Annotated in this window: 23 protein-coding genes; 12 read left to right on the top strand and 11 right to left on the bottom strand. The window is 73.5% G+C overall.

The window, feature by feature from the left end; all coding sequences use genetic code 11:
- The first annotated feature begins 159 nt into the window (after window positions 1-159).
- From QP090_RS02785 to cutA, 5 genes are all read left to right on the top strand, one after another.
- Window positions 160-2004, top strand: coding sequence for a PucR family transcriptional regulator (locus QP090_RS02785; RefSeq protein ID WP_285936849.1), 1845 nt, complete (start codon window positions 160-162; stop codon window positions 2002-2004).
- 169 nt (window positions 2005-2173) lie between these two features.
- Window positions 2174-3634, top strand: coding sequence for a uracil-xanthine permease family protein (locus QP090_RS02780; protein ID WP_285936848.1), 1461 nt, complete (start codon window positions 2174-2176; stop codon window positions 3632-3634).
- Window positions 3635-3641: 7 nt separating this feature from the next.
- Window positions 3642-4562, top strand: a complete 921-nt coding sequence (locus tag QP090_RS02775; RefSeq protein WP_285936847.1) for an FAD binding domain-containing protein — start codon at window positions 3642-3644, stop codon at window positions 4560-4562.
- The gene (locus tag QP090_RS02770; protein ID WP_285936846.1) at window positions 4559-5092 is read left to right on the top strand and encodes a (2Fe-2S)-binding protein; all 534 of its coding nucleotides are present in this window, start codon (window positions 4559-4561) and stop codon (window positions 5090-5092) included. The genes QP090_RS02775 and QP090_RS02770 overlap by 4 nt, the downstream gene beginning before the upstream one ends.
- A complete protein-coding gene (gene cutA / locus QP090_RS02765; RefSeq protein ID WP_285936845.1) occupies window positions 5089-7500 on the top strand; it encodes an aerobic carbon-monoxide dehydrogenase large subunit in 2412 nt (803 codons plus the stop codon). Before QP090_RS02770 ends, cutA begins: the two co-directional genes overlap by 4 nt.
- On the opposite strand, the gene QP090_RS02760 is transcribed toward cutA, so the two are convergent.
- A complete protein-coding gene (locus QP090_RS02760; RefSeq protein WP_285936844.1) occupies window positions 7487-7861 on the bottom strand; it encodes a YqhG/Tai3 family protein in 375 nt (124 codons plus the stop codon). The genes cutA and QP090_RS02760 overlap by 14 nt on opposite strands.
- 5 nt (window positions 7862-7866) lie before the next feature.
- Window positions 7867-8721: a polysaccharide deacetylase family protein gene (locus tag QP090_RS02755; protein WP_285936843.1), complete on the bottom strand. Its 855-nt coding sequence runs from the start codon at window positions 8719-8721 to the stop codon at window positions 7867-7869.
- A 218-nt stretch (window positions 8722-8939) separates the two neighbouring features.
- On the opposite strand from QP090_RS02755, the gene QP090_RS02750 reads away from it, so the two are divergent.
- Window positions 8940-9668 (top strand): SRPBCC family protein, encoded by a 729-nt coding sequence (locus QP090_RS02750; protein WP_285936842.1) that lies wholly within the window; start codon window positions 8940-8942, stop codon window positions 9666-9668.
- Window positions 9665-10579, top strand: coding sequence for a carbon-nitrogen hydrolase family protein (locus QP090_RS02745; RefSeq protein WP_285936841.1), 915 nt, complete (start codon window positions 9665-9667; stop codon window positions 10577-10579). Before QP090_RS02750 ends, QP090_RS02745 begins: the two co-directional genes overlap by 4 nt.
- Window positions 10580-10625: 46 nt before the next feature.
- On the opposite strand, the gene QP090_RS02740 is transcribed toward QP090_RS02745, so the two are convergent.
- The 3 genes from QP090_RS02740 to QP090_RS02730 form a co-directional block, all read right to left on the bottom strand.
- The gene (locus QP090_RS02740) at window positions 10626-11444 is read right to left on the bottom strand and encodes an ABC transporter permease (protein WP_285936840.1); all 819 of its coding nucleotides are present in this window, start codon (window positions 11442-11444) and stop codon (window positions 10626-10628) included.
- A complete protein-coding gene (locus QP090_RS02735) occupies window positions 11441-12412 on the bottom strand; it encodes an ABC transporter ATP-binding protein (protein WP_285936839.1) in 972 nt (323 codons plus the stop codon). The genes QP090_RS02740 and QP090_RS02735 overlap by 4 nt, the downstream gene beginning before the upstream one ends.
- Before the next feature lie 111 nt (window positions 12413-12523).
- Window positions 12524-12898, bottom strand: a complete 375-nt coding sequence (locus QP090_RS02730) for an FKBP-type peptidyl-prolyl cis-trans isomerase (RefSeq protein WP_285936838.1) — start codon at window positions 12896-12898, stop codon at window positions 12524-12526.
- 138 nt (window positions 12899-13036) lie between these two features.
- Between QP090_RS02730 and QP090_RS02725 the strand changes: the two genes are divergently transcribed.
- Genes QP090_RS02725 through QP090_RS02715 form a run of 3 tightly spaced genes read left to right on the top strand, consistent with a single transcriptional unit; the run spans window position 13037 to window position 17552 of the window.
- On the top strand, window positions 13037-15079 hold the full coding sequence (locus tag QP090_RS02725) for a hydantoinase/oxoprolinase family protein (RefSeq protein ID WP_285936837.1): 2043 nt from the start codon (window positions 13037-13039) through the stop codon (window positions 15077-15079).
- Window positions 15076-16875, top strand: a complete 1800-nt coding sequence (locus QP090_RS02720) for a hydantoinase B/oxoprolinase family protein (RefSeq protein WP_285936836.1) — start codon at window positions 15076-15078, stop codon at window positions 16873-16875. Before QP090_RS02725 ends, QP090_RS02720 begins: the two co-directional genes overlap by 4 nt.
- A gap of 11 nt (window positions 16876-16886) precedes the next feature.
- The gene (locus tag QP090_RS02715; protein WP_285936835.1) at window positions 16887-17552 is read left to right on the top strand and encodes a class I SAM-dependent methyltransferase; all 666 of its coding nucleotides are present in this window, start codon (window positions 16887-16889) and stop codon (window positions 17550-17552) included.
- 174 nt (window positions 17553-17726) lie between these two features.
- On the opposite strand, the gene QP090_RS02710 is transcribed toward QP090_RS02715, so the two are convergent.
- The 4 genes from QP090_RS02710 to QP090_RS02695 form a co-directional block, all read right to left on the bottom strand.
- Window positions 17727-18092 (bottom strand): hypothetical protein, encoded by a 366-nt coding sequence (locus QP090_RS02710; RefSeq protein WP_285936834.1) that lies wholly within the window; start codon window positions 18090-18092, stop codon window positions 17727-17729.
- A gap of 6 nt (window positions 18093-18098) precedes the next feature.
- Window positions 18099-18731, bottom strand: a complete 633-nt coding sequence (locus tag QP090_RS02705) for a cysteine hydrolase family protein (RefSeq protein WP_285936833.1) — start codon at window positions 18729-18731, stop codon at window positions 18099-18101.
- A 184-nt stretch (window positions 18732-18915) separates the two neighbouring features.
- Complete coding sequence (locus tag QP090_RS02700) at window positions 18916-19113, bottom strand: DUF397 domain-containing protein (RefSeq protein ID WP_285936832.1); 198 nt, start codon at window positions 19111-19113, stop codon at window positions 18916-18918.
- Window positions 19110-19925, bottom strand: coding sequence for a Scr1 family TA system antitoxin-like transcriptional regulator (locus tag QP090_RS02695; RefSeq protein WP_285936831.1), 816 nt, complete (start codon window positions 19923-19925; stop codon window positions 19110-19112). Before QP090_RS02695 ends, QP090_RS02700 begins: the two co-directional genes overlap by 4 nt.
- A 96-nt stretch (window positions 19926-20021) precedes the next feature.
- Between QP090_RS02695 and QP090_RS02690 the strand changes: the two genes are divergently transcribed.
- Window positions 20022-20456 carry an ATP-binding protein gene (locus QP090_RS02690; RefSeq protein ID WP_285936830.1) on the top strand — a complete coding sequence of 145 codons (435 nt, stop codon included), beginning with the start codon at window positions 20022-20024 and terminating at the stop codon, window positions 20454-20456.
- 132 nt (window positions 20457-20588) lie between these two features.
- On the opposite strand, the gene QP090_RS02685 is transcribed toward QP090_RS02690, so the two are convergent.
- Together QP090_RS02685 and QP090_RS02680 are read right to left on the bottom strand one after the other, a co-directional pair.
- Complete coding sequence (locus QP090_RS02685; RefSeq protein ID WP_285936829.1) at window positions 20589-20948, bottom strand: nuclear transport factor 2 family protein; 360 nt, start codon at window positions 20946-20948, stop codon at window positions 20589-20591.
- 52 nt (window positions 20949-21000) lie between these two features.
- Window positions 21001-21567: a uridine kinase family protein gene (locus QP090_RS02680; protein WP_285938549.1), complete on the bottom strand. Its 567-nt coding sequence runs from the start codon at window positions 21565-21567 to the stop codon at window positions 21001-21003.
- A gap of 52 nt (window positions 21568-21619) precedes the next feature.
- Between QP090_RS02680 and QP090_RS02675 the strand changes: the two genes are divergently transcribed.
- Window positions 21620-23017: an acyl-CoA synthetase gene (locus tag QP090_RS02675; protein ID WP_285936828.1), complete on the top strand. Its 1398-nt coding sequence runs from the start codon at window positions 21620-21622 to the stop codon at window positions 23015-23017.
- Window positions 23018-23050 lie beyond the last annotated feature (33 nt).

Below are 23050 nucleotides of genomic sequence, written 5' to 3'. Positions count from 1 at the left end.
CTGGTGGGACGTTAGACCGCGGCGCGCGACAGGTCGTATGGAGAAAGCTGCCAAGGATGGTTGTCATCGTTCGTCTTTGTTGTCAGGGTTGATCAGAAAGCGGTAGCGATCACGCCGTTTCGGGCGATGTACGCACCAAAAGGCGAGGTGACCCCTGGCATGAGTGACACCAGCGCGGACCCGGGCCCACCGGCCCTCCGGCTCGCTAGCACCGGAACACTGACCCACGGCCTCTCGGTCGGCGAGGTTCTCGGCGTCTCCACCCTGAACGGTGCCCGCCTCATCGCGGGCCGGAGCGGCCTCGGCCGCATCGTCCAGCGGCTCAACGTGATGGAGGTCCCCGACATCCTGTCGTGGGTCAAGCCCAACGAGCTGCTGCTGACCACCGGCTACCCCCTGCGCAACACCCCCCAGTCGCTCGACAACCTGGTCGCCGACCTGGACGAGCGCGGCCTGGCGGCGCTGGCGATCAAGCTGGGCCGGTACCTGGAGACGCTGCCCGCGGAGATGATCGCGCAGGCGGACCGGCGCGGTTTCCCGCTGATCCTGCTGCCCAACGACGTCGGCTTCGACGACATCCTCAACCAGGTGCTGACCGACATCCTCAACCGGCAGGCGGCCGTGCTCGCCCGCACCGAGGAGGTGCACCGCGCGCTGGTGCAGATCGTGCTGTGCGGCGGCGGCCTCCAGGAGGTGGTGGACGAGGTGGCCGCCCTGCTGGAGGTCGCGGTCGTCGTCCTGGACGGCGAGCAGCGGGTCGTGGCGGGCGCCGGGCCGGAGGAGCACGTGCAGGCGATGCGGGCGTTCGACGCGGGCCGGCATGCGGCGTGCGGGCGCGGCGGCTGCGGCCTCGGCGGCGCGCACGGCACCGGCGACCACCTGGTGGTGCCGGTGGTGGCGGGCGGCTTCGACCACGGACGGATCATCGCGTTCAGCCCGAGCGCGGCGCTGCGCGGCACCGATCTCGGCATCCTGGAGCGCGCCGCGACCGTCGCCGCGCTGGTGGTCACCAAGCAGCAGGCCGTCGCGGCGGTCGAGAGCAAGTACCGGGCCGACTTCCTGCGCGACATCCTGGCCGGCCGGGCGGGCGACGACGACCGGGTCGTGGCGCACTGCGACGGGTTCGGCTGGGACCTGGACCGGCCGGTGATGGTGGTCGTCGCCGAGCTGGACGGGCGCCCGCGCGGGACGGAGGCGGAGGCCAGGCCCCGCGCCGCCGAACCGGGCGGACGGGCCCGGGGCGCCGTGGCCGCGGCGCCCGGCGGCGAGGCCGTGTCCCGGGGACGCGGCGCCGACGCCGACGCGTCCGGCACCGGTGGTGCGGGCGGTGCGCGCAGCGGGCGGGGCGCGGAGGAGCGGACGGCCCAGGAGCGGCTCGCCGCCGCCTGGACGACGGCGGTGCGCCGGCACGACCGGGGCGCGGCGGTCGCCAGCTTCGCGCACGAGGTCGTCGCGGTCATCGGGGTGGACGGCGACGATCTCGAGGGCGCCGCCGCAGGACCGGTCCAAACGCTGGTCAAGGAGGCGGCGGCGGTGTTCGCCGAGCATCTGGCGGTGCGGCGCACCTTCTCGACCGGGATCAGCCGCACCGTGACCTCGCCCGCCGCGCTGCCCGAGGCCTACGACCAGGCGGTCAAGGCGGTGCGGGTCGGGCGGCAGCTGCACGGCGCCGGGGCTCGCGCGCACTTCGACCAGCTCGGCGTGTACCGGCTGCTCAGCCTGGTGTCGGACCCGGCCGAACTGCACGCGTTCGTCCGCGAGACGCTGGGCGTGCTGGCCGCCGACGACGAGCCGGAGCTGGTCGACCTGCGCCGCACCCTTCAGGTGCTGCTGGAGACCAACCTCAACGTGGCCGAGACGGCACGGCGGCTGCACTTCCACTACAATACGCTCCGTTATCGGATCGGGAAGCTGGAGCGGATGCTCGGCAGGTTCACCGAGGACGCGCATCTGCGGCTCAACCTGACCCTCGCCCTGCACGTGCTGCGGATGAGGGGGATCTGAGCGCCCGCCGCCCGGGCCGTGACATCCCCCGCTCTTACCTCCCAAACGTGGACCCGCGGTTTGGCAGTTGTCGCCGATGCCCGCCCACCTGGGTAGATCTACCTTGCCCGCATGAGCACGGCCGCAGCGGGAGGCCGCCGCTCGGGTACAGCCCCGGAGGAGGGCCCCGATGGTGATGGGCTGGAAGCTGCACGGCGACGGGCGGACCCCGCCCCCCGGCGAGGTGGTCAGGCCGGACGAGCGCCTGACCTGGCCGCGGACCGCGGGCATCGGCGCCCAGCACGTGGTCGCGATGTTCGGGGCGACGTTCGTGTTCCCGGTCGTGATGGGCCTGGACCCGAACCTGTCGATCATGATGTCCGGGGTCGCGACGATCCTGTTCCTGCTGATCGTGCGCGGGCGGGTGCCGAGCTACCTGGGCAGCAGCGCCTCGTTCGTCGGGGCGGTCGCCGCGATCCGCGCGGCGGGCGGCGACAGCGCCACGGTGACCGGCGCGATCCTGGTCGCGGGCGCGGTGCTGGTCGCGGTCGGGGTGCTCATCCACGTGCTCGGCGGCGAGGTGGTCCAGCGGGTGTTCCCGCCGGTGGTGACCGGCGCGGTGGTGATGCTGATCGGGTTCAACCTGGCGCCGGTGGTCGCCAACACCTACTGGCCGCAGGACCAGTGGACGGGCCTGCTGACGCTGGCGTTCGCGGTGCTGTGCACGGTGCTGCTGCGCGGCTTCTGGGCGCGGGTGTCGATCCTGCTGGCGCTGGTCTTCGGGTTCGTCCTGTCGTGGGTGCTCGACAACGTCGCGGGCCGCATCACCTCGGTGCTGCCGGGCCAGAACCTGCTGGACGCGGCGGGCCGGCCGTGCGCGAAGGAGGGCCCGTACTGCGTCGCGACCGCGTTCCCGCACGACCGGGTGAACTTCACCGGCATCAAGGGCGCCGACTGGTTCGGTTTCCCGAGCCTGCACGCGCCCGACTTCAAGACCTCGGCGATCCTGCTCGCCCTGCCCGCCGTGATCGCGCTGATCGCCGAGAACACCGGGCACGTCAAGGCGGTCGCGGCGATGACCGGCGACGACCTGGACCCGGTGCTCGGCCGCGCGATCGCCGCCGACGGGCTCGGCACGGTGCTGGCCAGCGGGGTCGGCGGCTCGCCCACCACCACCTACGCCGAGAACATCGGCGTCATGGCCGCCACCCGGATCTACTCGACGGCGGCGTACTACGTGGCGGCGGTGGTGGCGATCGCGTTCGGGCTGTGCCCGAAGTTCGGGGCGCTGGTGGCGGCGACGCCGGGCGGCGTGCTCGGCGGCATCACCGTGGTGCTGTACGGGATGATCGGCCTGCTCGGCGCGAAGATCTGGATCGAGAACCGGGTCGACTTCGCCGACCCGGTCAACCTGGTCCCGGTCGCCGCCGCCGTCATCCTGGCCATCGGCGACGTGACTCTCAAGATCACCGATGACTTCCCGCTCCAGGGCATCGCGTTCGGCACTGTCGCGGTGCTGGTCGGGTACCACGCGCTGAACGCCGTGGCCGGTGCCCGGCGGGGCCCGGACGGCACCGGCGGGGGCATGATCGCGCCGGACGAACGGGAGATCGGCGGCCCGGTGCGCCCGCCCACGACGGACGCGGGCTGACGCCGCCGTGAAGCCGCCGCCCTTCGCCTACCGCGCCCCGCGCACCCTCCCCGAGGCCCTCGCCGCCCTCGCCCCGGCCGCACCCGGCACCGGCAGCGACACCGGCGGAGGGGGCGTGGGCAAGGTGCTGGCGGGCGGGCAGAGCCTCATCCCGCTGCTCAACATGCGGCTGGCCGCGCCCGAGCGCCTCGTCGACATCAACCGCGTCGCGGAGCTCGACACCCTCGAGGTCACCGGCGCGGGCGTGCGGGTCGGCGCGCTCGCCCGGCACGCCCGGGTCGGGCGTTCGGCCGAGGCCGCCGCCGTCCAGCCGCTGCTGCGCCGGGCGCTGGCGCACGTCGCCCACCCGGTGGTCCGCAACCGGGGGACCGTGGTCGGCAGCCTGGCCCACGCCGATCCGTCCGCCGAGCTGCCCGCCGTCCTGGCCCTGCTGGACGGCTCGGTGGAGGCGGCCTCGGCGGCCGGGCGCCGGACGATCCCGGCCGGCGGGTTCTTCCTCGGCCCGCTGGAGCCGGCCCTGCTCCCCGGCGAGCTGGCCGTGTCGGCGTTCTTCCCGGCGCTGCCGCCGCGCACCGGCACCGCGTTCGTCGAGATCGCCCGCAGGCACGGCGACTACGCGCTGGTGGGGGTGGCCGCGACGGTCACCCTCGACGCGGGCCTGCGGGTCGCGGCGGCGCGCGCCGGGTACTTGAGCGTCGCGGGCGTTCCGCTCGTCCTCGACCTGACCGCGGCCTGCGCGGGCGCGGACGCGGTCTCGGGCGGCGGCGACTGGGAGGACGCCGCCGCGTACGCGCGCGAGCGGGTCGATCCCGAGTCCGACATCCATGCGAGCGCCGACTACCGGCGGCACCTGGCGGGCGTCCTGACCGGGCGCGCGCTGCGGGCCGCGACCGCCGACGCGATCGACCGGGCCGGGGAGGGCCGATGACGGAGGAGACCTTCGAGATCGAGCTGACCGTCAACGGGGTGCGCCGCACGGCCCGCGCGCCCGCGCGGCGGCTGCTGTCGGACCTGCTCAGGCACGGGCTCGGGCTGACCGGCACGCACGTCGGCTGCGAGCACGGCGTGTGCGGATGCTGCACGGTGCTGCTGGACGGGGAGCCGGTGCGGTCGTGCCTGATGTTCGCGGTCACCGCCTCCGGCCACGAGGTCACCACCGTGGAGGGCCTCGCCGCGCCGGACGGGGAGATGTCGCCCGTCCAGCGCGCGTTCCAGGAATGCCACGGCCTCCAGTGCGGGTTCTGCACGCCCGGCTTCCTGTGCACCGTGACCGCGCTGCTGCGCGACACCCCGCGCCCCACCGACGACGAGATCCTCGAAGGGATCTCGGGCAACCTGTGCCGCTGCACCGGCTACCAGAACATCCGCCGGTCGGTCCGCCGCGCCTCCGAGCTGATCGCCGCCGATCCCGCGTCCGGCGGGCCCCCGGCCGGCGAGGCAGGGGAGGGCGGACGGTGAGCACGCGGATGTTCGGCGAGCCGGTCGCGCGCCGCGAGGACCCGAGGCTGCTCACCGGGCGCGGCCGGTTCCTCGACGATCTCGGCCGTGACGCGCTCGCGGCGGCGTTCGTCCGGTCCCCGCACGCCCACGCCCGCATCCTCGACATCGACGTGACCGGCGCGCTCGACGTGGACGGCCTCGTCGCGATCTACACCTTCGAGGACCTGCCGGACCAGGTCGGGGCGCCGCTGCCGGTGCTCCTCCCGCATCCCGCGCTCACCCACGGGCGGACGGCCCGGCCGCTGGCCCGCGACGTCGTCCGGCACGTCGGCGAGCCGGTCGCGATGGTCGTCGCCGCCGACCGCTACCTCGCCGAGGACGCCGCCGGGCTGATCCGGGTCGAGTACGAGCGGCTGCCCGCCGTCGTCGGCATCGAGAACGCCGAGGCCGCCCGCGACCTGGTGCACGACGACGTGCCGGGCAACGTCGGCGCGGTGCTGCTCCAGGAGAACGGCGACGCGGCGGCGGCGATCGACGCGGCCCCGCACGTGCTGGAGTTCCGGCTCGCGATCGAGCGCAGCGCGTCCACCCCGCTGGAGGGACGCGGCGTCTGCGCGCGCTGGGACGCCGACGACGGGTCGCTGCGCGTCTACACCTCCACCCAGGCGTCCACCAGCGTGCGCGCGGCGATCGCGGCGCGGCTGGACCTGCCGGCGGGCAAGGTCGAGGTCGTCGCGCCCGACGTCGGCGGCGGGTTCGGCGTGAAGATCGTCCACCCGTGGCCGGAGGAGGTGCTGGTCCCGTGGGCGGCGCGGCTGCTCGGCCGCGAGGTCAAGTGGGCCGAGGACCGGCGCGAGCACTTCGTCGCGGCGGCGCACGAGCGCGGTCAGCTGCACGACGTGCGGGTCGGGTTCGACGGCGCGGGCCGGGTGCTCGGGCTGGACGTGCGGATCCGGCACGACCACGGCGCCTACACCCCGTACGGCATCGTCATCCCGATCGTCACCTCCACCCAGCTCCTCGGCCCGTACAAGATCGGTGCGTACCGGGCCGAGGTCGTCAGCCTCTACACCAACACCCTCATCGTCACCCCGTACCGGGGCGCGGGCCGTCCGCAGGGCGTGTTCTGCATGGAGCGGACGATGGACCGCATCGCCGGGCACCTCGGCCTCGACCGCGGCGAGGTGCGCGCGGCCAACTTCATCCAGCCGGACGAATTCCCCTACGACCAGGGCCTGACGTTCCAGGACGGCCGCCCGCTGATCTACGACTCGGGCGACTACCCCGGGCTGCTCCGCAAGGTGCGCGACCTGATCGGCTGGGACGGCTTCGGCGCGCTCCGGGCCGAGGCGGCGGCGCGGGGCCGCCGGATCGGCGTCGGGCTCGGCTGCTACGTCGAGGGCACCGGCGTCGGCCCGTACGAGGGCGGGCACGTCGAGATCGACTCGGCCGGGCGGGTGCACGTGTCGACCGGGCTGACCTCGCAGGGGCAGGGCCACCAGACCGTGTTCGCGCAGATCGCCGCCACCGAGCTCGGCGTGCCGATCGCCGACGTGCACGTCACGACCGGCGACACCCGCCGGTTCGGGTACGCGGTCGGCACCTTCGCGTCCCGCGCCGCGGTGATGAGCGGCAACGCGATCGCGCTCGCCTGCCGCAAGGTGCGCGCCAAGGCGCTGCGGATCGCCGCCGAGGCGCTGGAGGCCGACCCGTCCGATCTGGAGATCACCGAGGGGGAGGTGCACGTGCGCGGCGACCGGTCGGCGTCGGTGCCGCTGCGGACGGTCGCGGTGCTGTCCAACCCGCTGCGGTACGCCTTCGACGAGCAGACCGCCGCCGCGACCCAGTTCGCCGTGGGCGGGTCGCCGTCCGAGCCGCCGGTCGCGGCGGGCGACGAGCCGGGGCTGGAGGGCCGCGACTACTACTCGCCGGTCCGGTCCACGTTCGCGGCGGGCGCGCACGCGGCGATCGTGGAGGTCGACCCGGACACCGCCGAGGTGCGGGTGCTGCGGTACGCGGTGGTGCACGACTGCGGGCGGCTCATCAACCCGATGGTGGTGGAGGGCCAGATCCACGGGGGAGTGGCGCAGGGCATCGGCGGCGCCCTCTACGAGCGGATGGTGTACGACGCGTCGGGGCAGCTCCTGAACGCCTCGTTCATGGACTTCCTGATGCCGTACGCGACCGAGGTGCCGCACATCGAGACCGACCACCTGGAGACCCCGTCGCCGCTCAACCCGCTCGGCGTCAAGGGCGCGGGCGAGGCCGGCGTGATCCCGGTGTCGGCGGTGATCGCCTCCGCGGTCGAGGACGCCGAGGGCCTCCGGGTGGACGCCATGCCGCTCTCCCCGGACGAGCTGTTCGACCTGCGCCGCCGCGCCGAGCACGACCCCGCGCTGCGCACCCGCGCGGTCAACGGCCCATGAGGGCGATCTGCCAGTCCCCGTCGACCCTGACCAGCTCCCAGTCGCTGGTGCGCGGCCGTCCGCCCGCGCCGGGCACGGTGACCGAGACGGTCGCCTCGCCCGCCTTCTCGTCGACCTTGCCGACCTTGACGCCCGCCTTGCCGAGCGTCGCCAGGAACGCCCGGTCCGACCAGTTCTGCTCGCACCCGCCGTCCCGGTACACCTTGGCCATGTGACCGCAGACCTCCTTGACGTCCCCGTCCCGGGCGGCCTTGACGAAGGCGTCCATCGCGGCGGACACGTCGTCCTTCGCGCTGCCGGACGGCGAGCACGACGCCGTCACCAGGGCGAGGAGCACGGCCGGGACCGCGCCCTTCGGCACGGGCCTCACTCGGGCGTGCCGGCCGGGCCGGGCGCGTCGGGGGCGTTGCCGCCGAAGGAGCGCGGCAGGTAGTTCTGCACCGCGGCGGGACGGAAGCCCTGCTGCTTGATCCAGCCGAGCATCGTCTTGAACTGCCCCGCGAGGCCCGTGCGGTAGTGCATGAGGATGATGTCGCCGGGCTTGAAGCCCTTGCCGCCGTCGCCGCGCGCGAACCCGTTGAAGCCGACCCCGGGCCCCGAGGTGCCGTTGTAGTACTCGGCCGACCATAGCAGGAACGACTTGATGCCGCACTCCTTGCCGGCCCTGCGGGTGGCCTCGTTGAAGCTGCCGAACGGCGGCCGGAAGATCTCGGGCCGCCGCCCGTACTGCGCGCCGATCTTGTCGGACGACTCGCAGATCTCCTTCTTCTGGGCCTCGGGGCCGAGCGACTTCATGTCGGGGTGGCTGATGGTGTGGTTCTCCATCGGCGACCCGGCGTTGCGCATCGCCAGGAAGTACTGGCCCTCGCCCCGGATGTAGCGGGAGGTGAGGAAGGTCAGGATCGGCACCTTCTCCCTGCGCACCAGGTTCACGAACTCGGCGTCGTAGGTGTAGCCGTCGTCGATGGTGAGGAAGACGACCCGGTCCTGCGTCTTGATCTGCGAGACGACCGGCGGCAGCCCGTCCTTGGCCGGCTCCGGCGGCGTCCACGAGCCGGGCGCGGGCGCGGGCCACTGCCGGTCGGCGAGCACCGCGCCGAACCGGGCCTCCGCCGACGGGCCCGAGTCGCCCGTCTGCGCGGCCAGCGCGGGCCACCCGCCCGCGGCGACGCCGAGCACCACGGCGCCCACGGTGGCGATCACGGGCATCTTCGCTCGCATCAGCGATGTTCTCCTGTTCGTGTCCGGCTCGCCGGGGATGGCAGGGGTCCTCTCCGGTCGACGCGCCGGGCCCGGCGGGGGTTCGGGCGAACGGCGCGGAATCTTCCCGACATATCTGATCATGCCGGGGCGCTCGGACGGTGAACTGCCCAATCCTCGGCGTGTACTCGGCACTTCTTGCCGTTCGGCCGGGGCGCGCCATTCCCTAGGGTCGGACCATGCAGGTCACCGGCAGTGCCACCGTCGCCGCCCCGGTCCAGCGCGTCTGGGAGGCGCTTCAGGACCCCGCGGTGCTGGCCAGAACGATCCCCGGATGCCACGCGCTGGAGCCCACCGGCCCGGACACCTACCGGATGACGGTGTCGGCGGGCGTCGCGTCCGTCCAGGGCACCTATGTCGGCCAGGTCGAGCTGGCCGACCCCGATCCGCCCCGCTCGTTCGTGCTGCGCGCCCGCGGCCAGGGCGCGCCCGGCACCGTCGACGCCACCGTGCGGGTGCGGTTGTCGGACGGCGCCGGAGCCGGCTCGACCCGGGTCGACTACGACGCCGACGCCGCGGTCGGCGGCATGATCGGCGGTGTCGGCCAGCGGATGCTCGGCGGCGTCGCCAAGCGGACCGCCGGGCAGTTCTTCGCCGCCGTCGCCGCGGACCTGGCCCGTCCGGAGGCCGAACGTGCGGCGCCCGCAGCCGAGCCCGCCGCGGCAGAGTCCGCCGCCGTCCCCGCCGCCGTTTCGCCCGCGCTCGCCTCGCCCACCGCCGCGCCGGTCGCCGCCGCGCCGGTGACGGCCGCGTCCGGCGGCCCGCCTCCAGGGCGGGCGCCCGCCGCCGGCACCGCGCCCTGGCCGATGGTCGCCGCGTTCGCGACGGGCGGTGGGATCGCGCTGGCCGGTGTCGCCATCGGCTACGCGCTCGGCCGCGGCGGGCGGCGCGCGGGACGTCCGGCATGAGGCCCTTCACCGCGGCGGCGGTGCAGTTCGCGCCCGAGCCGGGACCGCTCACCGCCGCGACCGTGCGGGCCAACCTCGACAAGGCCGTGGCCTGGACGGCGCGCTGCGTCACGGGCTCCGGCGCCGAGCTGGTGGTGCTGCCCGAGTCGTGCACCACGGGCTTCAACCCGGGGATCCCGGCCGCCGACCTGTGGGGGCTGGTCTCGGCGGTGCCCGGGCCCGTCACCGAGCCGCTCCAGGAGGCGGCGCGCGATCTCGGCGTGCACCTGTGCGCCGGCACCTACGAGCGGGGCGCCGCGCCCGGGACCGTGCACAACGCGGCGGTCCTGATCGGGCCGGGCGGGGACGTCCTCGGGGTCTACCGCAAGACGCACCCGTTCCGGGTCGAGGACGTCCGGCACGGCGGCTGGGCCACGTCCGGCACCGGCGTCCGCGTCGTGGACACCGAGCTCGGGCGGATCGGCATGGCGATCTGCTTCGACGGCGACTTCCCCGAGCTGTGGCGGATCCAGGCGGTGCGCGGCGCCGAGATCGTCTGCCGCCCGTCCGCGCTGCTGCGCTCGGCCGACATCTGGGAGCTGACCTGCCGCGCCCGCGCGTACGACAACCACGTGTACGTGGTGGCCGCCAACGCCGTCGGGGCCGATCCGGCCGGCACCCTCTACTTCGGCAACTCGATGGTCGTCACGCCGATCGCCGAGGTCGTCGCGCGCGCCGCCTCGCACGAGGGTTGGGCCGCCGCGCGCCTGGACCCGGACGCGGCGATGGCGTCGCTGACGCCGGGCTCGTCGGTGCCGCACGGTTTCGACCACCTGGCCGAACGCAACCTGGAGCTGTACCGCGAGCACGCCGCCGACCTCCTCGGCGAGGCGTCCACAGCCTTCCCGCACGGTCAGCGCCCGCACGGCTAGCCCGGGCTCGGCCGCACGGCCGGCGCGGGGCTCGGGCAACTCGGGCTCAGGCGTCCAGGCGCTCGAAGAGGACGAGCGCGACCACCAGCACGATCGCCGTGTACAGCGCGAACAGCCCGAGCCCCGTCCAGGGGCTGAGCGAGTTGCCCGGCGTGCCCGGCGACAGGATCGCGGCGCCCGCGTTGGACGGCAGGTACTTGTTGACCGTCTCGCCCCACCGCCCGGGGAGGAAGTTGCCGACGATGCCGAGGATGAACAGGATCACGAACACCGCGACCACCGAGCCCGCGGTGTGCCGCAGCAGCGTGCCGACCCCGAGCGCCATGACCGCGATCAGCGCCAGGTAGATCCCGCCGCCGATCACCGAGCGCAGCACGCCCTTGTCGCCGAGCGAGCCGTTCAGGTCCTGCGCCATCAGGACGGCCTGGCTGACGAAGAACGAGGCGAACGAGACCACCATCCCGGCGACGAGCACCACGCCGCCGAGCACCAGCGCCTTGGCGGCCAGGTAGTGGCCGCGGCGCGGCATCGCGGTCAGCGAGGTGCGGATCATCCCGGTGCCGTACTCGGTGGTGATCACCAGCACGCCGAGCACGCCGAAGACCACCTCGCCGAAGTAGAACGCGATCTGCATCGGGGTGGTCGGCTCGAGGGTGGCCCGGTCCGCCGGCGAGAGCTGGTCGTAGGAGGTGGTGAACGCCAGCGCCCACAGCGCCGAGAACCCGATCACGATGATCGCGCCGGCCAGCAGCGTCCAGAACGTGGACTTGACCGTGAGGATCTTCGTCCACTCGGACAGGAGCACGTTGCCGAAGGACGCCTTCCGCACCGGCGCGGCGGGTGCGGGCGCCGCGGCGGCGGTCATCCCCGGCCCCCGCCGCCGGGCGGCACGGCGTCCGGCGGGGTCCCCGGCGGCGTCTCGGGCTCGGGCAGCCCGGCGTGGTACTCGACGGTGTCCTCGGTGAGCTGCATGAACGCCTCCTCCAGGGACGGCTGGACGATGCCCAGCTCGTGCAGCCGGATCGCGTGGTCGGCGGCGATGTCCCCGACCTGCGCGGAACCGGCCCCGTACACCCGCAGGCTCAGGTCGGGGTCGCTCTCCACCCGCCAGCCCCGCGCCGCCAGCAGCGGCTCCAGCTCGCCGAGCTGCGGCGACCTGACCCGGACGTGGCTGGTGGCGTTGGCGTCGATGAAGTCCCGCATCCCGGTGTCGGCGAGGATCCGGCCCCGGCCGATGACCACGAGGTGGTCGGCGGTGACCGCCATCTCCGACATCAGGTGGCTCGACACGAACACGGTGCGGCCCTCGGACGCGAGCCGCCGCATCAGCGTGCGGATCCACAGGATGCCCTCGGGGTCCAGCCCGTTCACCGGCTCGTCGAACATCAGGATGCCGGGATCGCCGAGCAGCGCGCCGGCGATGCCGAGCCGCTGGCCCATGCCGAGCGAGAACCCCCGCGAGGGCTTCTTGGCGACGGTCTGGAGGCCGACCAGCGCGATGACCTCGTCCACCCGGCGGCGCGGGATGCCGTTGCTCTGCGCCAGGCACAGCAGGTGGTTGTAGGCGCTGCGGCCCCCGTGCACGGCCTTGGCGTCCAGCAGCGCGCCGACCTCGTGCAGCGGCGCGGCGAACTCGCGGTAGTGCCGGCCGTTCACGGTGACGTCGCCCGCGGTGGGCCGGTCCAGCCCGAGGATCATCCGCATCGTGGTGGACTTGCCCGCGCCGTTCGGCCCGAGGAACCCGGTGACGCGGCCGGGCACGACGGTGAAGTCGGCATGGTCGACCGCCGTCTTCGGCCCGTACTGCTTGGTCAGCCCGCGCGCCCGGATCATGCACGGCTGATACCGAACGGTCTCCACCCGGAAACGGCTAAGGCGGGCATCGGGGGAGAATTTCACCCCCCGATTGCCCGCCGTTGAGGCCGCCGGCCGAGCCGGTGAGCGTCAGCTCACCGAGACCAGGTCGACCACGAAGATCAGCGTCTCGCCGGGCTTGATCGCCGGGCTCGGGCTGCGGTCGCCGTAGGCCAGGTGCGGCGGGATGACCAGCTTGCGCCGGCCGCCGACCTTCATCCCCGGGATGCCCATGTCCCAGCCCTTGATCATGCGGCCCGCGCCGAGCTCGAAGTCGAGCGTGCTGCCCCGGTTCCAGGAGGCGTCGAACTCCTCGCCGCTGGAGAAGGCCACCCCGACGTAGTGCATCGCCACCGTGGAGCCCTTGGTGGCCTCCGGGCCGTCGCCCTCGGTGATGTCGGTGATGTCGAGGTAGCCGGGCGGCTGACCCTCGGGAAAGTCGATCTCGGGCCGTTCTAGCGCCATGTGCGGGCTCCAGCAGGTCGTCGGTGGGTCGGATGAACGCCGTTCAGCCTAACGGCAAAGCGGTCTGCCCAAAGAGGCCCCGCCCGATTGGCAGGTTGCGACGTTTCCGCCGGGCGCCGCGGCCGGTAGACCCTTGGCATGGCACGTCGGCTGCGGATCGGGATCGACACGGGCGGGACGTTCACCGACGTCGTCGCCCTGGACGAGGACACCGGGGAGATCATCACCACCAAGACCCCCTCGACGCCCGCGGACCCGGCGCGCGGATTTGCGTCGGCCACCGCCAAGGTGTTCGGCCTCGCGGGCGCCGGCCCGGCGGACGTCGCGGCGCTGTCGCACGGCACCACCGTGGCCACCAACCGGCTGCTGGAGGACCGGATCGAGGACCTCGGGTTCATCACCACCGAGGGCTTCGGCGCGATCCTGGAGATCGCCCGGCAGAGCGTCCCGGACGGGTACGGCAACAGCTACTTCTGGGTGAAGCCGCCGCGGATCGTCCCGGTGCACCGGGTCCGGACGGTCGGCGGGCGCCTCGACCACACCGGCGCCGAGCTGCGCCCGTTCGACGAGGCGGGCGCGGCCGAGGCGGCCCGCTGGTTCCGCGATCAGGGGATCCGCGCGATCGGCGTGTGCTTCCTGCACTCCTACGCGGCGCCCGCGCACGAGCTGGCGATGCGCGAGGTGCTGCGCCGCGAGCACCCCGAGGCGGTGGTGTCGCTGTCGTGCGAGGTGCTGCGCGAGTACCGCGAGTACGAACGCTCGGTGACCACCCTCGTGGACGCCGCCGTCAAACCCGCGATGAACGGCTACCTGGCCCGGATCGGGGCGGCGGCCCCGGCGCCCCTGCTGGTCATGAAGAGCAACGGCGGCGTCCTGTCGGCCGAGGAGGTCGCGCGCCAGCCGATCACCACTGTCCTGTCCGGCCCGGCCGCGGGCGCGCTCGGCGCGGCGTTCGTGGTGGCGCGCAGCGGGCACGGGTCGGTGGTCACCCTGGACGGCGGCGGGACCTCCACCGACGTCGCGGTCGTGCTGGACGGCGAGCCGACCCTCACCACCGAGGGGTCGATCGGCCGGCACCCGGTCAAGATCCCCATGATCGACATCGTCACGGTCGGCGCCGGCGGCGGCTCGGTCGCGTGGATCTCGCCGGAGGGCGCGCTGAAGGTCGGCCCGCGCAGCGCCGGCGCCGACCCGGGCCCGCTCTGCTACGGGCGCGGCGGGACGGAGGCGACCGTCACCGACGCGCACGTCGTGCTCGGCCGGATCCCGCCGCACCTGCTCGGCGGCGAGGTGCCGCTGGACGTGCCGGCGGCCCGCGCGGGCATCGGCGACCTCGCCGCCCGGCTCGGCCTCACCCCCGAGCGTGCCGCCGCCGGGATCCTGGAGATCTCCGCCTGGAACCAGGCCAACGCGATCCGGCAGATCACCGTCAAACGCGGCCTGGACGTGCGCGACTACCCCCTGGTCGCGTTCGGCGGGTCCGGGCCGCTGCTGGCCTGCCGCCTGCTGGACGTGCTCGGCCTGCCCGCCGCCGTCGTCCCGGAGAACCCCGGCAACGTGTCGGCGTTCGGGCTGCTCACCGTCGACGTCAAGAACGACCACGTGCGCACCCGCGTCGTCCGCGACGCCGAGCTCGACCCGTCCGACCTGGGCGGGGTCTACGCGGACCTGGAACGCGAGGCCGGCGACGCCCTGGCCCGCGAGGGCTTCCCGGACGGGCACCGCCGCTTCGCCCGCTCGGCCGACCTGCGCTACTACGGCCAGGCGTTCGAGGTGCGGGTCCCGGCGCCGGACGGGCCGGTCGGCGAGGCGTTCCGCGCGGAGGTCGTCCGGCGCTTCCACGACGCCCACACCGCCCTGTACGGCTACGGCCACCGCGACGCCGCCGGCCGGCACCCCGTCGAATGGGTCAACCTGCGGGTCTCCGGGATCGGCCCCATCACCCGCCCCCGCCTGCGCGAACGCCCGGCCGGGTCCGGGGCGGCGGCGCCGGCCGGCCTCCGCGAGGTCTACTTCGACGCGTGGACGGAGGCGGCGGTGTACCGGCGCGAGAAGCTCCCGCCCGGCGCGGAGGTCGAGGGCCCCGCCGTCATCGAGGAGTTCGGCTCGACCCTCCCGCTGCACCCCGGCTTCCGCGCCCGCGTGGACGGCCTCGGCAACCTGGTGGTGGTCCGGCGATGACGGCCCCCGACCCCGTCCTGCTGGAGATCGTCGAGGGCACCCTCGGGTCGGTCGAGCGCGAGGTGGAGACCGCCATCGCCCGCACCGCGCGGTCCCCGATGATCCGGGACGCGCACGACTTCCGCGCCGGGATCCACGACCGCCGCCTGCGCAAGCTCACCGGCCGCTCCTACTCCGCGCTGGTGCAGCCGATCGCCCGCGACTTCCCGCTCGGCACGATGCGGCCCGGCGACGTGTACTTCCACAACGACGTGTACCTGTCCGAGGGCGGCATCGGGCACCTCCCGGACCTGTGCGTCACCGTCCCGGTCTTTGACGGCGGCGAGGTGGTCGCGTTCGTCCAGGCGTTCGGCCACCACGACGACATCGGCGGCGCGGTGCCCGGCTCGATGCCCGGCCATGCGCGCAGCGCCTTCGAGGAGGGCCTGATGGTCCCCCCGATCAAGCTGTATGACCGGGGCGTGCCGAACGAGGCGGCGCTGCGCATCATGACCCGCAACTCGCGGATGCCCGACTCGCTCGCCGGCGACCTGGACGCCGAGTGCTCGGCCTGCCTGATGGGCGCGCGGCGGCTCGGCGAGCTGTTCGCCCGGTACGGCCGCGCGGACGTCGAGGCGTGCTTCGACGCGATCATCGACCGGACCACCGCGACGTTCCGCCGCGAGCTGCTCGCCAAGATCCCCGACGGCGTGTTCGCCTGGGAGGACTACGCCGAGCACGACGGCGTCGACCCGCCCCGGCTGCACGCCCAGCGGATCACCCTCACCGTCGACAAGGCCGCGGACGTGCCGCTGGTCATCGACTTCACCGGGACGTCCCCGCAGGCCAAGGGCCCGATCAACCACGCCGGCGACTACGCCGACGGGGTCTTCCTCAAGAAGTGGCTGGCGCCCGTCCTGCGCAACCTCGCCGACACCCCCGAGCGCGCCGCCGAGCTGGACGTCAACGAGGGCGTGGTGCCGCTCATCGAGATGCGGTTCCCCGGCAAGGGCACCCTGCTCACGCCCGTGTTCCCGGCGCCGACCAATGCCCGCACGTTCGTCATCCTGCGGCTGCTCGGCGTGCTGGCGGGCGTCCTGGCCAAGGCCACCGGCGGCCGGATGCCCGCCGACCAGGAGACGATCCGCTACACCGGCGTGTACGGGGAGGACGACCGCGGCCCGTACCTGATGCGCGAGGTGCTCGGCGGCGGCTCCGGGGGCCGCTACTACGCCGACGGCGAGGACACCATCCACGTCGTCCCCGACTCCCGCAACATCCCGGCCGAGTTCGCCGAGGCGCGCTGGCCGTTCGTCGTGGAGGGCCTCGGCCTCGCCGTCGACTCGGGCGGGCCGGGGGAGCACCGCGGCGGCCTCGGCTACGACAAGCGGCTGCGGATGCTCCGCGACGCCAGCTACATGTCGATCGCCGACCGCGCGATCCTGGCGTGCTGGGGCGTCAACGGGGGCCGGGCCGGGCGCCCCTTCCGCGTCGACATCGACGGCGAGGAGATGGAGGGCCTGGTCGACGACCACCCCGTCCGCGCCGGGCAGGTGATCCGGATCCGCACCACCGGGGGCGGCGGCTGGGGCGACCCGCTGGACCGCGACCCGGCCCGCGTCGCCGCCGACGTCCGCGACGGCAAGGTCTCGGTCCGGGGCGCCCGCGACGACTACGGTGTGGTCGTCGGCGACCCCGCCGCGACGGCGGACCTCCGCGCCCGCCTGCGCGCCGAACGCGGCCCGGCCCCGTTCTTCGACCGCGGCCCCGGCTACCCCACCCTGTCCGGCGGCCGGACCTCGGCCGACCTCGACTGAACGGAGACGCCATGCGAGCGAGCGGCACCGGCCCCGGCGACATCGCCCCCGACGGCTCGGCGGTGGAGTTCTACGCCGCGCTGCCCCCAGACACCGCCAGCGCCGCGCTCGTCCACGCCGCGATCCCGGACGGCGCGTCCATCCTGGAGCTGGGCGCCGGCACCGGCCGCGTCACCCACCCCCTCCTGGACCTCGGCCACCCGGTCGTCGCGGTCGACGACTCCGCGGCCATGCTCGCCCGCATCGAGGGCGCCCGGACGGTCCGCTCCCGCATCGAGGACCTCGCGCTGCCCGAGACCTTCGACGCGGTCCTGCTGATGTCGTTCCTGATCGGCTACGGCGACCGCCGCGTCCTCCTGGACGCCTGCCGCAGGCACCTCGCCCCGTCCGGCCACGTCATCGTCCAGCGCGAGAGCCCCGAGATGTTCGCGACCGCCGCGCCGTCCACCTGGGAGCGCGACGGCGTCCGCTACCGGATGCACGACGTCAGCCGCCCCGAGCCCGGCATCCTGTCGGCCGCCATCGAGTACCGCATGGGCGACCGCACCTGGACGCACCGTTTCACCTCACGGCACCTGGGCGACGAGGAGCTGCCCGCCGTACTGGCCGCGTCCGGCCTGCGCCTGGACCGCTACCTGGACGAGGCCCGCGGCTGGATCCTCGCCTCCCCGCTCTGACCGTCCATCCGTCAGGCCGGCTTGAGCACGTCCCGGCACCACTGGCGGAATCCGGTCGGGCCCGGGGGACCCGCGGGGCGCGCTGCTCACCGAATGGCTCGACCGCATCGCCAGAGGTCGACGCCCCGTCCGCGTACCTGGACGGGGCCCGCGGCCGGACCCTCGCCGCCTTGATCAAGCATGCTCTGCCATGTCGCTCCGGTACTCGTCCAGCAGCCGGAAGAACTCGTCGACCGGCGTGGAACCGTCCGGCGTCCGGCGCTCGATCTCCGCGGCCCAGCCGATGGCGCCGGACATGCCGTGCCGCTCTAGGAGCCATCGGGCGAAGCCCTCACCGGGCCAGAAGGGGAAGGGCTCGTCGATGGCGTGCACACCGAGCGCGACGCGGTAGCCGATGAGGATGGACTCCAGTTGCCGGAGTGAGCCGCCGGTCAGCCACATGTTCGGTCGCAGGCGGACCTGATCCAGGAAGTCGTGCACGTCCACGTACTCCTGCCAGCGCTCGACGGCGCTCGGCGGGCCCTGGGGGTCGCTGATCATCGGCGGTTATGCCCCATCGTCGGCTGTCGGTCCGGGCTGGTCCTGCTGGAGGAGCGAGCGTAGTTCGGCGGTGTCGATGATGTTGGCCAGCCGCGGGAAGACGCCGGTCATCAGGGTCTGGTGGACGTGCGGGTCCGAGTCGGCCACGCCATCGGACAGGATGTAGAGCCGGTAGTCGCGGTCGGCGGCGTCGGTGACGGTGGACAGGACGACGCCGCTGGTGCTGATGCCGGCGAGGACCAGCGTGGTGATCCCGCGCTCCCGCAGTTGCCGGTCGAGGTCCGTCGTGGACAGCGCGCCGAAACGGGTCTTGCGGACGGTGATGTCGCCGGGCTCGGGAGCGAGTTGGCCGTGAAAGTCCGTGGCAGGGTCCGCGTGGTGCATGAGGCGCTGCCGGCCGATGAAGGAGAACGTGGTGTTGGCGGGCGGGATCGCCGCCCAGTCGGCTTCGGTGAACCCGACCCGGACGTGGGCGATGGTGCCGCCGTACTTCCGCATGTCGGCCACGGCACCGGCCACCCGCGACAGTAGCTCTTGCGGCTCGGGCTGCCCGGGGAGCGAGGCCAGGATTCCCGGCTGGTAGTCCATGACGAGCAGTGCCGTCGTCCGTGGATGCAGCGGCGGGGGCGTGGCGGTCATGTCTCTCCTTGGGGAACGAGCGTGTTCTGGCGCACGAGACGACTCGCCGGGCGGGGCCACCGGGCGCTGCGCTGCGGCGGGGGGTGTCGTGATCGCCTTGGCGACGCTCATGGAACCGGAACCGGTCAGGCGGTGTCCAACAACCGACACGCCGACGGCGGACAACCACGAGTTGTGGAGGCGCTCAGCCGTCCAGCTCGCCGCGCTTGACGCGGGCCACAAGGTGGGCGAAGTGATCGGGGGCGAGAGCGAGGTGCCCGGCGCCCGGCGCCTTGCTGTCCCGGACACCGATCATCTGGGGGAGGGCGGCGACCTCGACGCAGTCGGTGTTCTGATTCACGCCGCTGCGGCTCGACTTCCGCCATCGGGGGGTTGTGCTCACTTCATAGCCTCCATCACCCGCTCGATCAAACTCCGTGAAGAGCGTTCGGACAGTGCCTGCGCGCCGATGCGGTCGTACCATCTCGCGAACGTCTGTATCTCCGAAGCTCCCTGCACCAGTCTTCCACCGCCGTTGGCTTCCGTGTACACCACGTCCTTGCCGTTGACCGTGAGGAGTTTGAAGGCGCCGGCGAGTCCCTGGTGAGCGCCCTCTTCATCGGGGACGACACGGATCGTTACGTTCGGGAGTCCTCCCATTTCCAGGAGATGGCCGAGTTGGACGCGCATCATCACCGGGCCGCCGACCGGAAGTGTCAGGACGCTCTGGGCAAGGAGAACCCACAGTTCAGGAGGCGTGGGTTTCGTGAGGATCTTCTGCCGATTCATTCGCTTGGCGACCTGATCCCCGATATCGGGCGTGCGTCCCGCCGTGAGCAGTGCGTGCGCGTAGTCCGGTGTCTGGAGGAGACCGGGGATCACGGCAAGCTCGAAGATTCTGATCAAGGATGCCCTGGCTTCGAGGCCGACATGCTCGGTGTACCAGTCGGGATCATGAGCGGATCGGCTGTACCGGACCAGGCGAGCGAAGTGATGGTTGAGGCCGAAGAAGGCGTCGGCCCGTCCGGCCTGGTGATCATTCAGGTTGAATCCGTCACGGGCATGCTCGATGTTCGACACAGTGTGCCGGGTGCAACCAATGATCCGTCCCATCTGTGACAGGGATAGATCGGCCTTTTCGCGGTAGAAGCGCAGGTCAGCGGCTATCCAGTGGCGGAACGAAGTGTCGGGGTCCAGCGATTCTATGAGGCTCATTTTGCCCCTTGGGTGTATCTGATGTGTCAACGATACGCGACAGGCTAACTGCGGAGCGTGACTCTTGTCTGGGAAACGGCAGACAGGAGGGTCGGGATGGGCATTGACGCATTGACATCCGGCGAATTGGACATGACCTGCACGGCCGCGCTCACGGTGGCGGGGCAGGTGCGATGCCTGGTCGAGTTCCGGCTGGTCGAATGGGGTCTGGCGCGGCTTGTGGACGACGTCCGACTGATCGCCGGGGAGCTGGTCGCGAATGCGGTGCGGGCCGCGCCCGGACGGGAGGTCCGGGTCAGGTTCGCGCGGGAACAGGGGGCCGTGCTGCTGGGCGTCTGGGATTCCGCCGGGGAGATGCCGCGGACGCGGCCGGTGGTGGAGCTGACCCTGGAGGCGCTGGACCTCGATCCCGGCAACTTCGACAACAACGGCGGCTGGGGGTTGCCGGTGGTCGAGGCCCTCGCGTCCGAGTGCGGTGTGCTGCGCACCGAGCCGTATGGCAAGTGGGTCTGGGCGCGCCTGCGTGCCTAGGAGCTGTCCTCAAGTGCCTCAGCCGTCGCGCGAGCGCGTTACCTGGCCGGTGGGGCGAAGCCGGAGGCGAGCCCCACCGGCCAGATCGCGAAGCGATGTCGCGCTCGCCCAAGCACGGTCGGCGTCCGAGCCCTAGGCGAGGACGCCGGGCCGGGCTTGAGAAACACGGCCGCCGAAGAAGACCTGGACCTCGGTGATCTGGCCGTTCCGGACGGTGATCACTTCGGTGTTGCGGTACCGCTCGCCGGTCTTCAGCTCGTACTCGTAGAGGACGAACACGTCGTCGCCCCCGGTGGGGACGACCTCCAGCAGCTTCTGGGACGTCAGGCGCCCGGTGGTGGGGAAGCAGCGTTCGTAAAACGCTGCCCGGTCGATGCGGTCGTCCTGCGGGCTGGTGAAGCGGAAGTCGGGGGCGGTCAGCCGTTCCGAGGCGGCGCGGTCCTGGGCGAGGTAGCTCTCGAAGTGCGCGCGGACGACGTCGGTGTTCGACATGCTCGGCTCCTTGTGGTGGGTTCGGGGTGGTGACTCGCGGCGTCCGCCGAACTCATCGGCAGGTGAAGGCCGGGCCGGTGAGGCGGGTGCCGTCGACGGCGAGGTCGATGCGGGTCCGGGTGCGGTCGGCGCGGAAGTGGTCTTCCTCGCGGACGGTCCAGCCGTCCCACGCGGCGCCGTACTCGGGGCCGTCGCGGTCCAGGGCGCGGGCGCGGCGCAGGGCGCGCGGGGCGTCGATCCAGATCCGGTACGCGGCGGGCGAACCGGACCAGGCGGCGCCGACGCCCTCGACGATGAGGACGGGCTCGGGCGGGACCTTCTCGGGGACGCCGTAGCGGTCGCGGTGCCAGTCGTAGCGGCTCAGCAGGCCGGGCTCGCCGGCGGCGAGGGGCGTCAGGACGGTCTCGGCGAGCGGGCGCCACCAGGTGAGCGGGTCGGCGTCCCACGGCACCCGGAAGTCGTCCGAGCGGACGAGGGGCGCGCCGCCGAGCGCCCCGGCGAGACGTCCGGCGAAGGTCGACTTGCCCGCGCCGCTCGGGCCGTCGATCGCCACCACGCGCGCGGGCCCGCAGGAGGGCGGGAGGGCGAGGAGGCGTTCGGCGAGCTCGGCATAGGTCATGGTCGGCACGGACGGCATACTTCCAGGAGTCGACGAGTTGGAGGCGGAACCGATGGCTGACCTGTTCGGCGGTGCGGGCGGCGATGCGGCGGTGCGGGTCGCCGGGCGGTCCCTGACGCGGGAGGCGCTGTTCGTCCGGGCGGCGTCGGTCGCGGCGGAGGTGAAGGGCGCGGACGCCGTCGCGGTGCACGCGACCGCGTCGCTGGAGACCGTCGCGGCGGTGGTCGGCGGACTGCTGGCCGGGGTCCCGGTGGTGCCGATCCCGCCCGACTCGGGACCGGACGAGCGCGCGCACATCCTCGGTGACTCCGGGGCCCGGCTGATCCTGGGCGCCAGGGGCGACGAGCGGGAGGGCGAGCCCGCGTTCGTCCCGGTGGACGAACTGCCGCGCGGGGGGACCCCGCCCTCGGGCGAGCCCGGTCCGGCCGGGCTGATCCTCTACACCAGCGGGACGACCGGGCCGCCGAAGGGCGTGCTGATCTCGCGGGCGGCGATCGCGGCGGGGCTGGACGCGCTGGCCGAGGCGTGGGCGTGGACGCCGGGCGACGTCGTGGTGCACGGGCTGCCGCTGTTCCACGTCCACGGGCTGATCCTCGGGGTGCTCGGGCCGCTGCGGGTGGGCTCGCCGCTGGTGCACACCGGACGGCCCGGGCCGGAGGCGTACGCCGCCGCGCGCGACGAGGGCGGGTCGCTGTTCTTCGGCGTCCCGACCGTGTGGTCCCGGATGTGCGACGACCCCGGCTCGGCGCGGGCGATGCGGGGTGCGCGGCTGCTGGTCTCGGGCAGCGCGCCGCTGCCGGTGCCGGTGTTCGACCGCCTGGAGGGCCTCACCGGGCACCGTCCCGTCGAGCGGTACGGGATGACCGAGACCCTCATCACCCTCAGCGCCCGCGCGGACGGCGACCGCCGCCCCGGGCACGTCGGGACGCCGCTGGCGGGGGTGGAGACCCGGCTCGCCGCCGAGGACGGGAGCCCGGTCCCGGCCGACGGGGAGACGCCCGGCGAGCTGCACGTCCGGGCGCCGATGCTGTTCGAGGGCTACCTGGGCCGCCCCGAGGCCACCGCGAAGTCCTTCACCGCGGACGGCTGGTTCCGCACCGGCGACATCGCGGTGATCGGGCCGGACGGCTGGCACCGCATCGTCGGCCGCGCGTCCACCGACCTGATCAAGAGCGGCGGGTACCGGATCGGGGCCGGGGAGGTCGAGAACGCGCTGCTCGCGCATCCGGGCGTCCGGGAGGCGGCGGTGATCGGCACCCCGCACGCCGATCTCGGCGAGCAGGTGACCGCGTACGTGGTGGCGGGCGGGGCGACCGAGGGGGAGCTGATCGACTTCGTCGCCGGGCGGCTGTCGGCGCACAAGCGGCCCCGGGTCGTCCACCTGGTGGACGGGCTGCCGCGCAACGCGATGGGCAAGGTCGTCAAGACCCGCCTGGCGGGCCTGGCCTGACCCGCGCCGGAACGCGCCGCGCCGCCCTCCGGC

It is taken from the genome of Actinomadura xylanilytica, assembly GCF_030283145.1.
Lineage (GTDB): Bacteria > Actinomycetota > Actinomycetes > Streptosporangiales > Streptosporangiaceae > Spirillospora > Spirillospora xylanilytica.
This window is presented reverse-complemented; position numbering and strand designations above follow the sequence as displayed.

Excerpts from the sequence above, each read along its gene's own strand:
- QP090_RS02735 (WP_285936839.1), bottom strand. The coding sequence starts at position 12,412 with ATGATCCGGGCGCGCGGGCTGACCAAGCAGTACGGGCCGAAGACGGCG.
- QP090_RS02755 (WP_285936843.1), bottom strand. The coding sequence starts at position 8,721 with ATGCGAGCGAAGATGCCCGTGATCGCCACCGTGGGCGCCGTGGTGCTC.
- QP090_RS02675 (WP_285936828.1), top strand. The coding sequence starts at position 21,620 with ATGGCTGACCTGTTCGGCGGTGCGGGCGGCGATGCGGCGGTGCGGGTC.
- QP090_RS02680 (WP_285938549.1), bottom strand. The coding sequence starts at position 21,567 with ATGACCTATGCCGAGCTCGCCGAACGCCTCCTCGCCCTCCCGCCCTCC.
- QP090_RS02725 (WP_285936837.1), top strand. The coding sequence starts at position 13,037 with ATGGCACGTCGGCTGCGGATCGGGATCGACACGGGCGGGACGTTCACC.
- QP090_RS02780 (WP_285936848.1), top strand. The coding sequence starts at position 2,174 with ATGGTGATGGGCTGGAAGCTGCACGGCGACGGGCGGACCCCGCCCCCC.
- QP090_RS02705 (WP_285936833.1), bottom strand. The coding sequence starts at position 18,731 with ATGACCGCCACGCCCCCGCCGCTGCATCCACGGACGACGGCACTGCTC.
- QP090_RS02715 (WP_285936835.1), top strand. The coding sequence starts at position 16,887 with ATGCGAGCGAGCGGCACCGGCCCCGGCGACATCGCCCCCGACGGCTCG.
- QP090_RS02770 (WP_285936846.1), top strand. The coding sequence starts at position 4,559 with ATGACGGAGGAGACCTTCGAGATCGAGCTGACCGTCAACGGGGTGCGC.
- QP090_RS02750 (WP_285936842.1), top strand. The coding sequence starts at position 8,940 with ATGCAGGTCACCGGCAGTGCCACCGTCGCCGCCCCGGTCCAGCGCGTC.
- QP090_RS02745 (WP_285936841.1), top strand. The coding sequence starts at position 9,665 with ATGAGGCCCTTCACCGCGGCGGCGGTGCAGTTCGCGCCCGAGCCGGGA.
- QP090_RS02740 (WP_285936840.1), bottom strand. The coding sequence starts at position 11,444 with ATGACCGCCGCCGCGGCGCCCGCACCCGCCGCGCCGGTGCGGAAGGCG.
- QP090_RS02785 (WP_285936849.1), top strand. The coding sequence starts at position 160 with ATGAGTGACACCAGCGCGGACCCGGGCCCACCGGCCCTCCGGCTCGCT.
- QP090_RS02685 (WP_285936829.1), bottom strand. The coding sequence starts at position 20,948 with ATGTCGAACACCGACGTCGTCCGCGCGCACTTCGAGAGCTACCTCGCC.
- QP090_RS02690 (WP_285936830.1), top strand. The coding sequence starts at position 20,022 with ATGGGCATTGACGCATTGACATCCGGCGAATTGGACATGACCTGCACG.
- QP090_RS02710 (WP_285936834.1), bottom strand. The coding sequence starts at position 18,092 with ATGATCAGCGACCCCCAGGGCCCGCCGAGCGCCGTCGAGCGCTGGCAG.
- QP090_RS02730 (WP_285936838.1), bottom strand. The coding sequence starts at position 12,898 with ATGGCGCTAGAACGGCCCGAGATCGACTTTCCCGAGGGTCAGCCGCCC.
- QP090_RS02695 (WP_285936831.1), bottom strand. The coding sequence starts at position 19,925 with ATGAGCCTCATAGAATCGCTGGACCCCGACACTTCGTTCCGCCACTGG.
- QP090_RS02720 (WP_285936836.1), top strand. The coding sequence starts at position 15,076 with ATGACGGCCCCCGACCCCGTCCTGCTGGAGATCGTCGAGGGCACCCTC.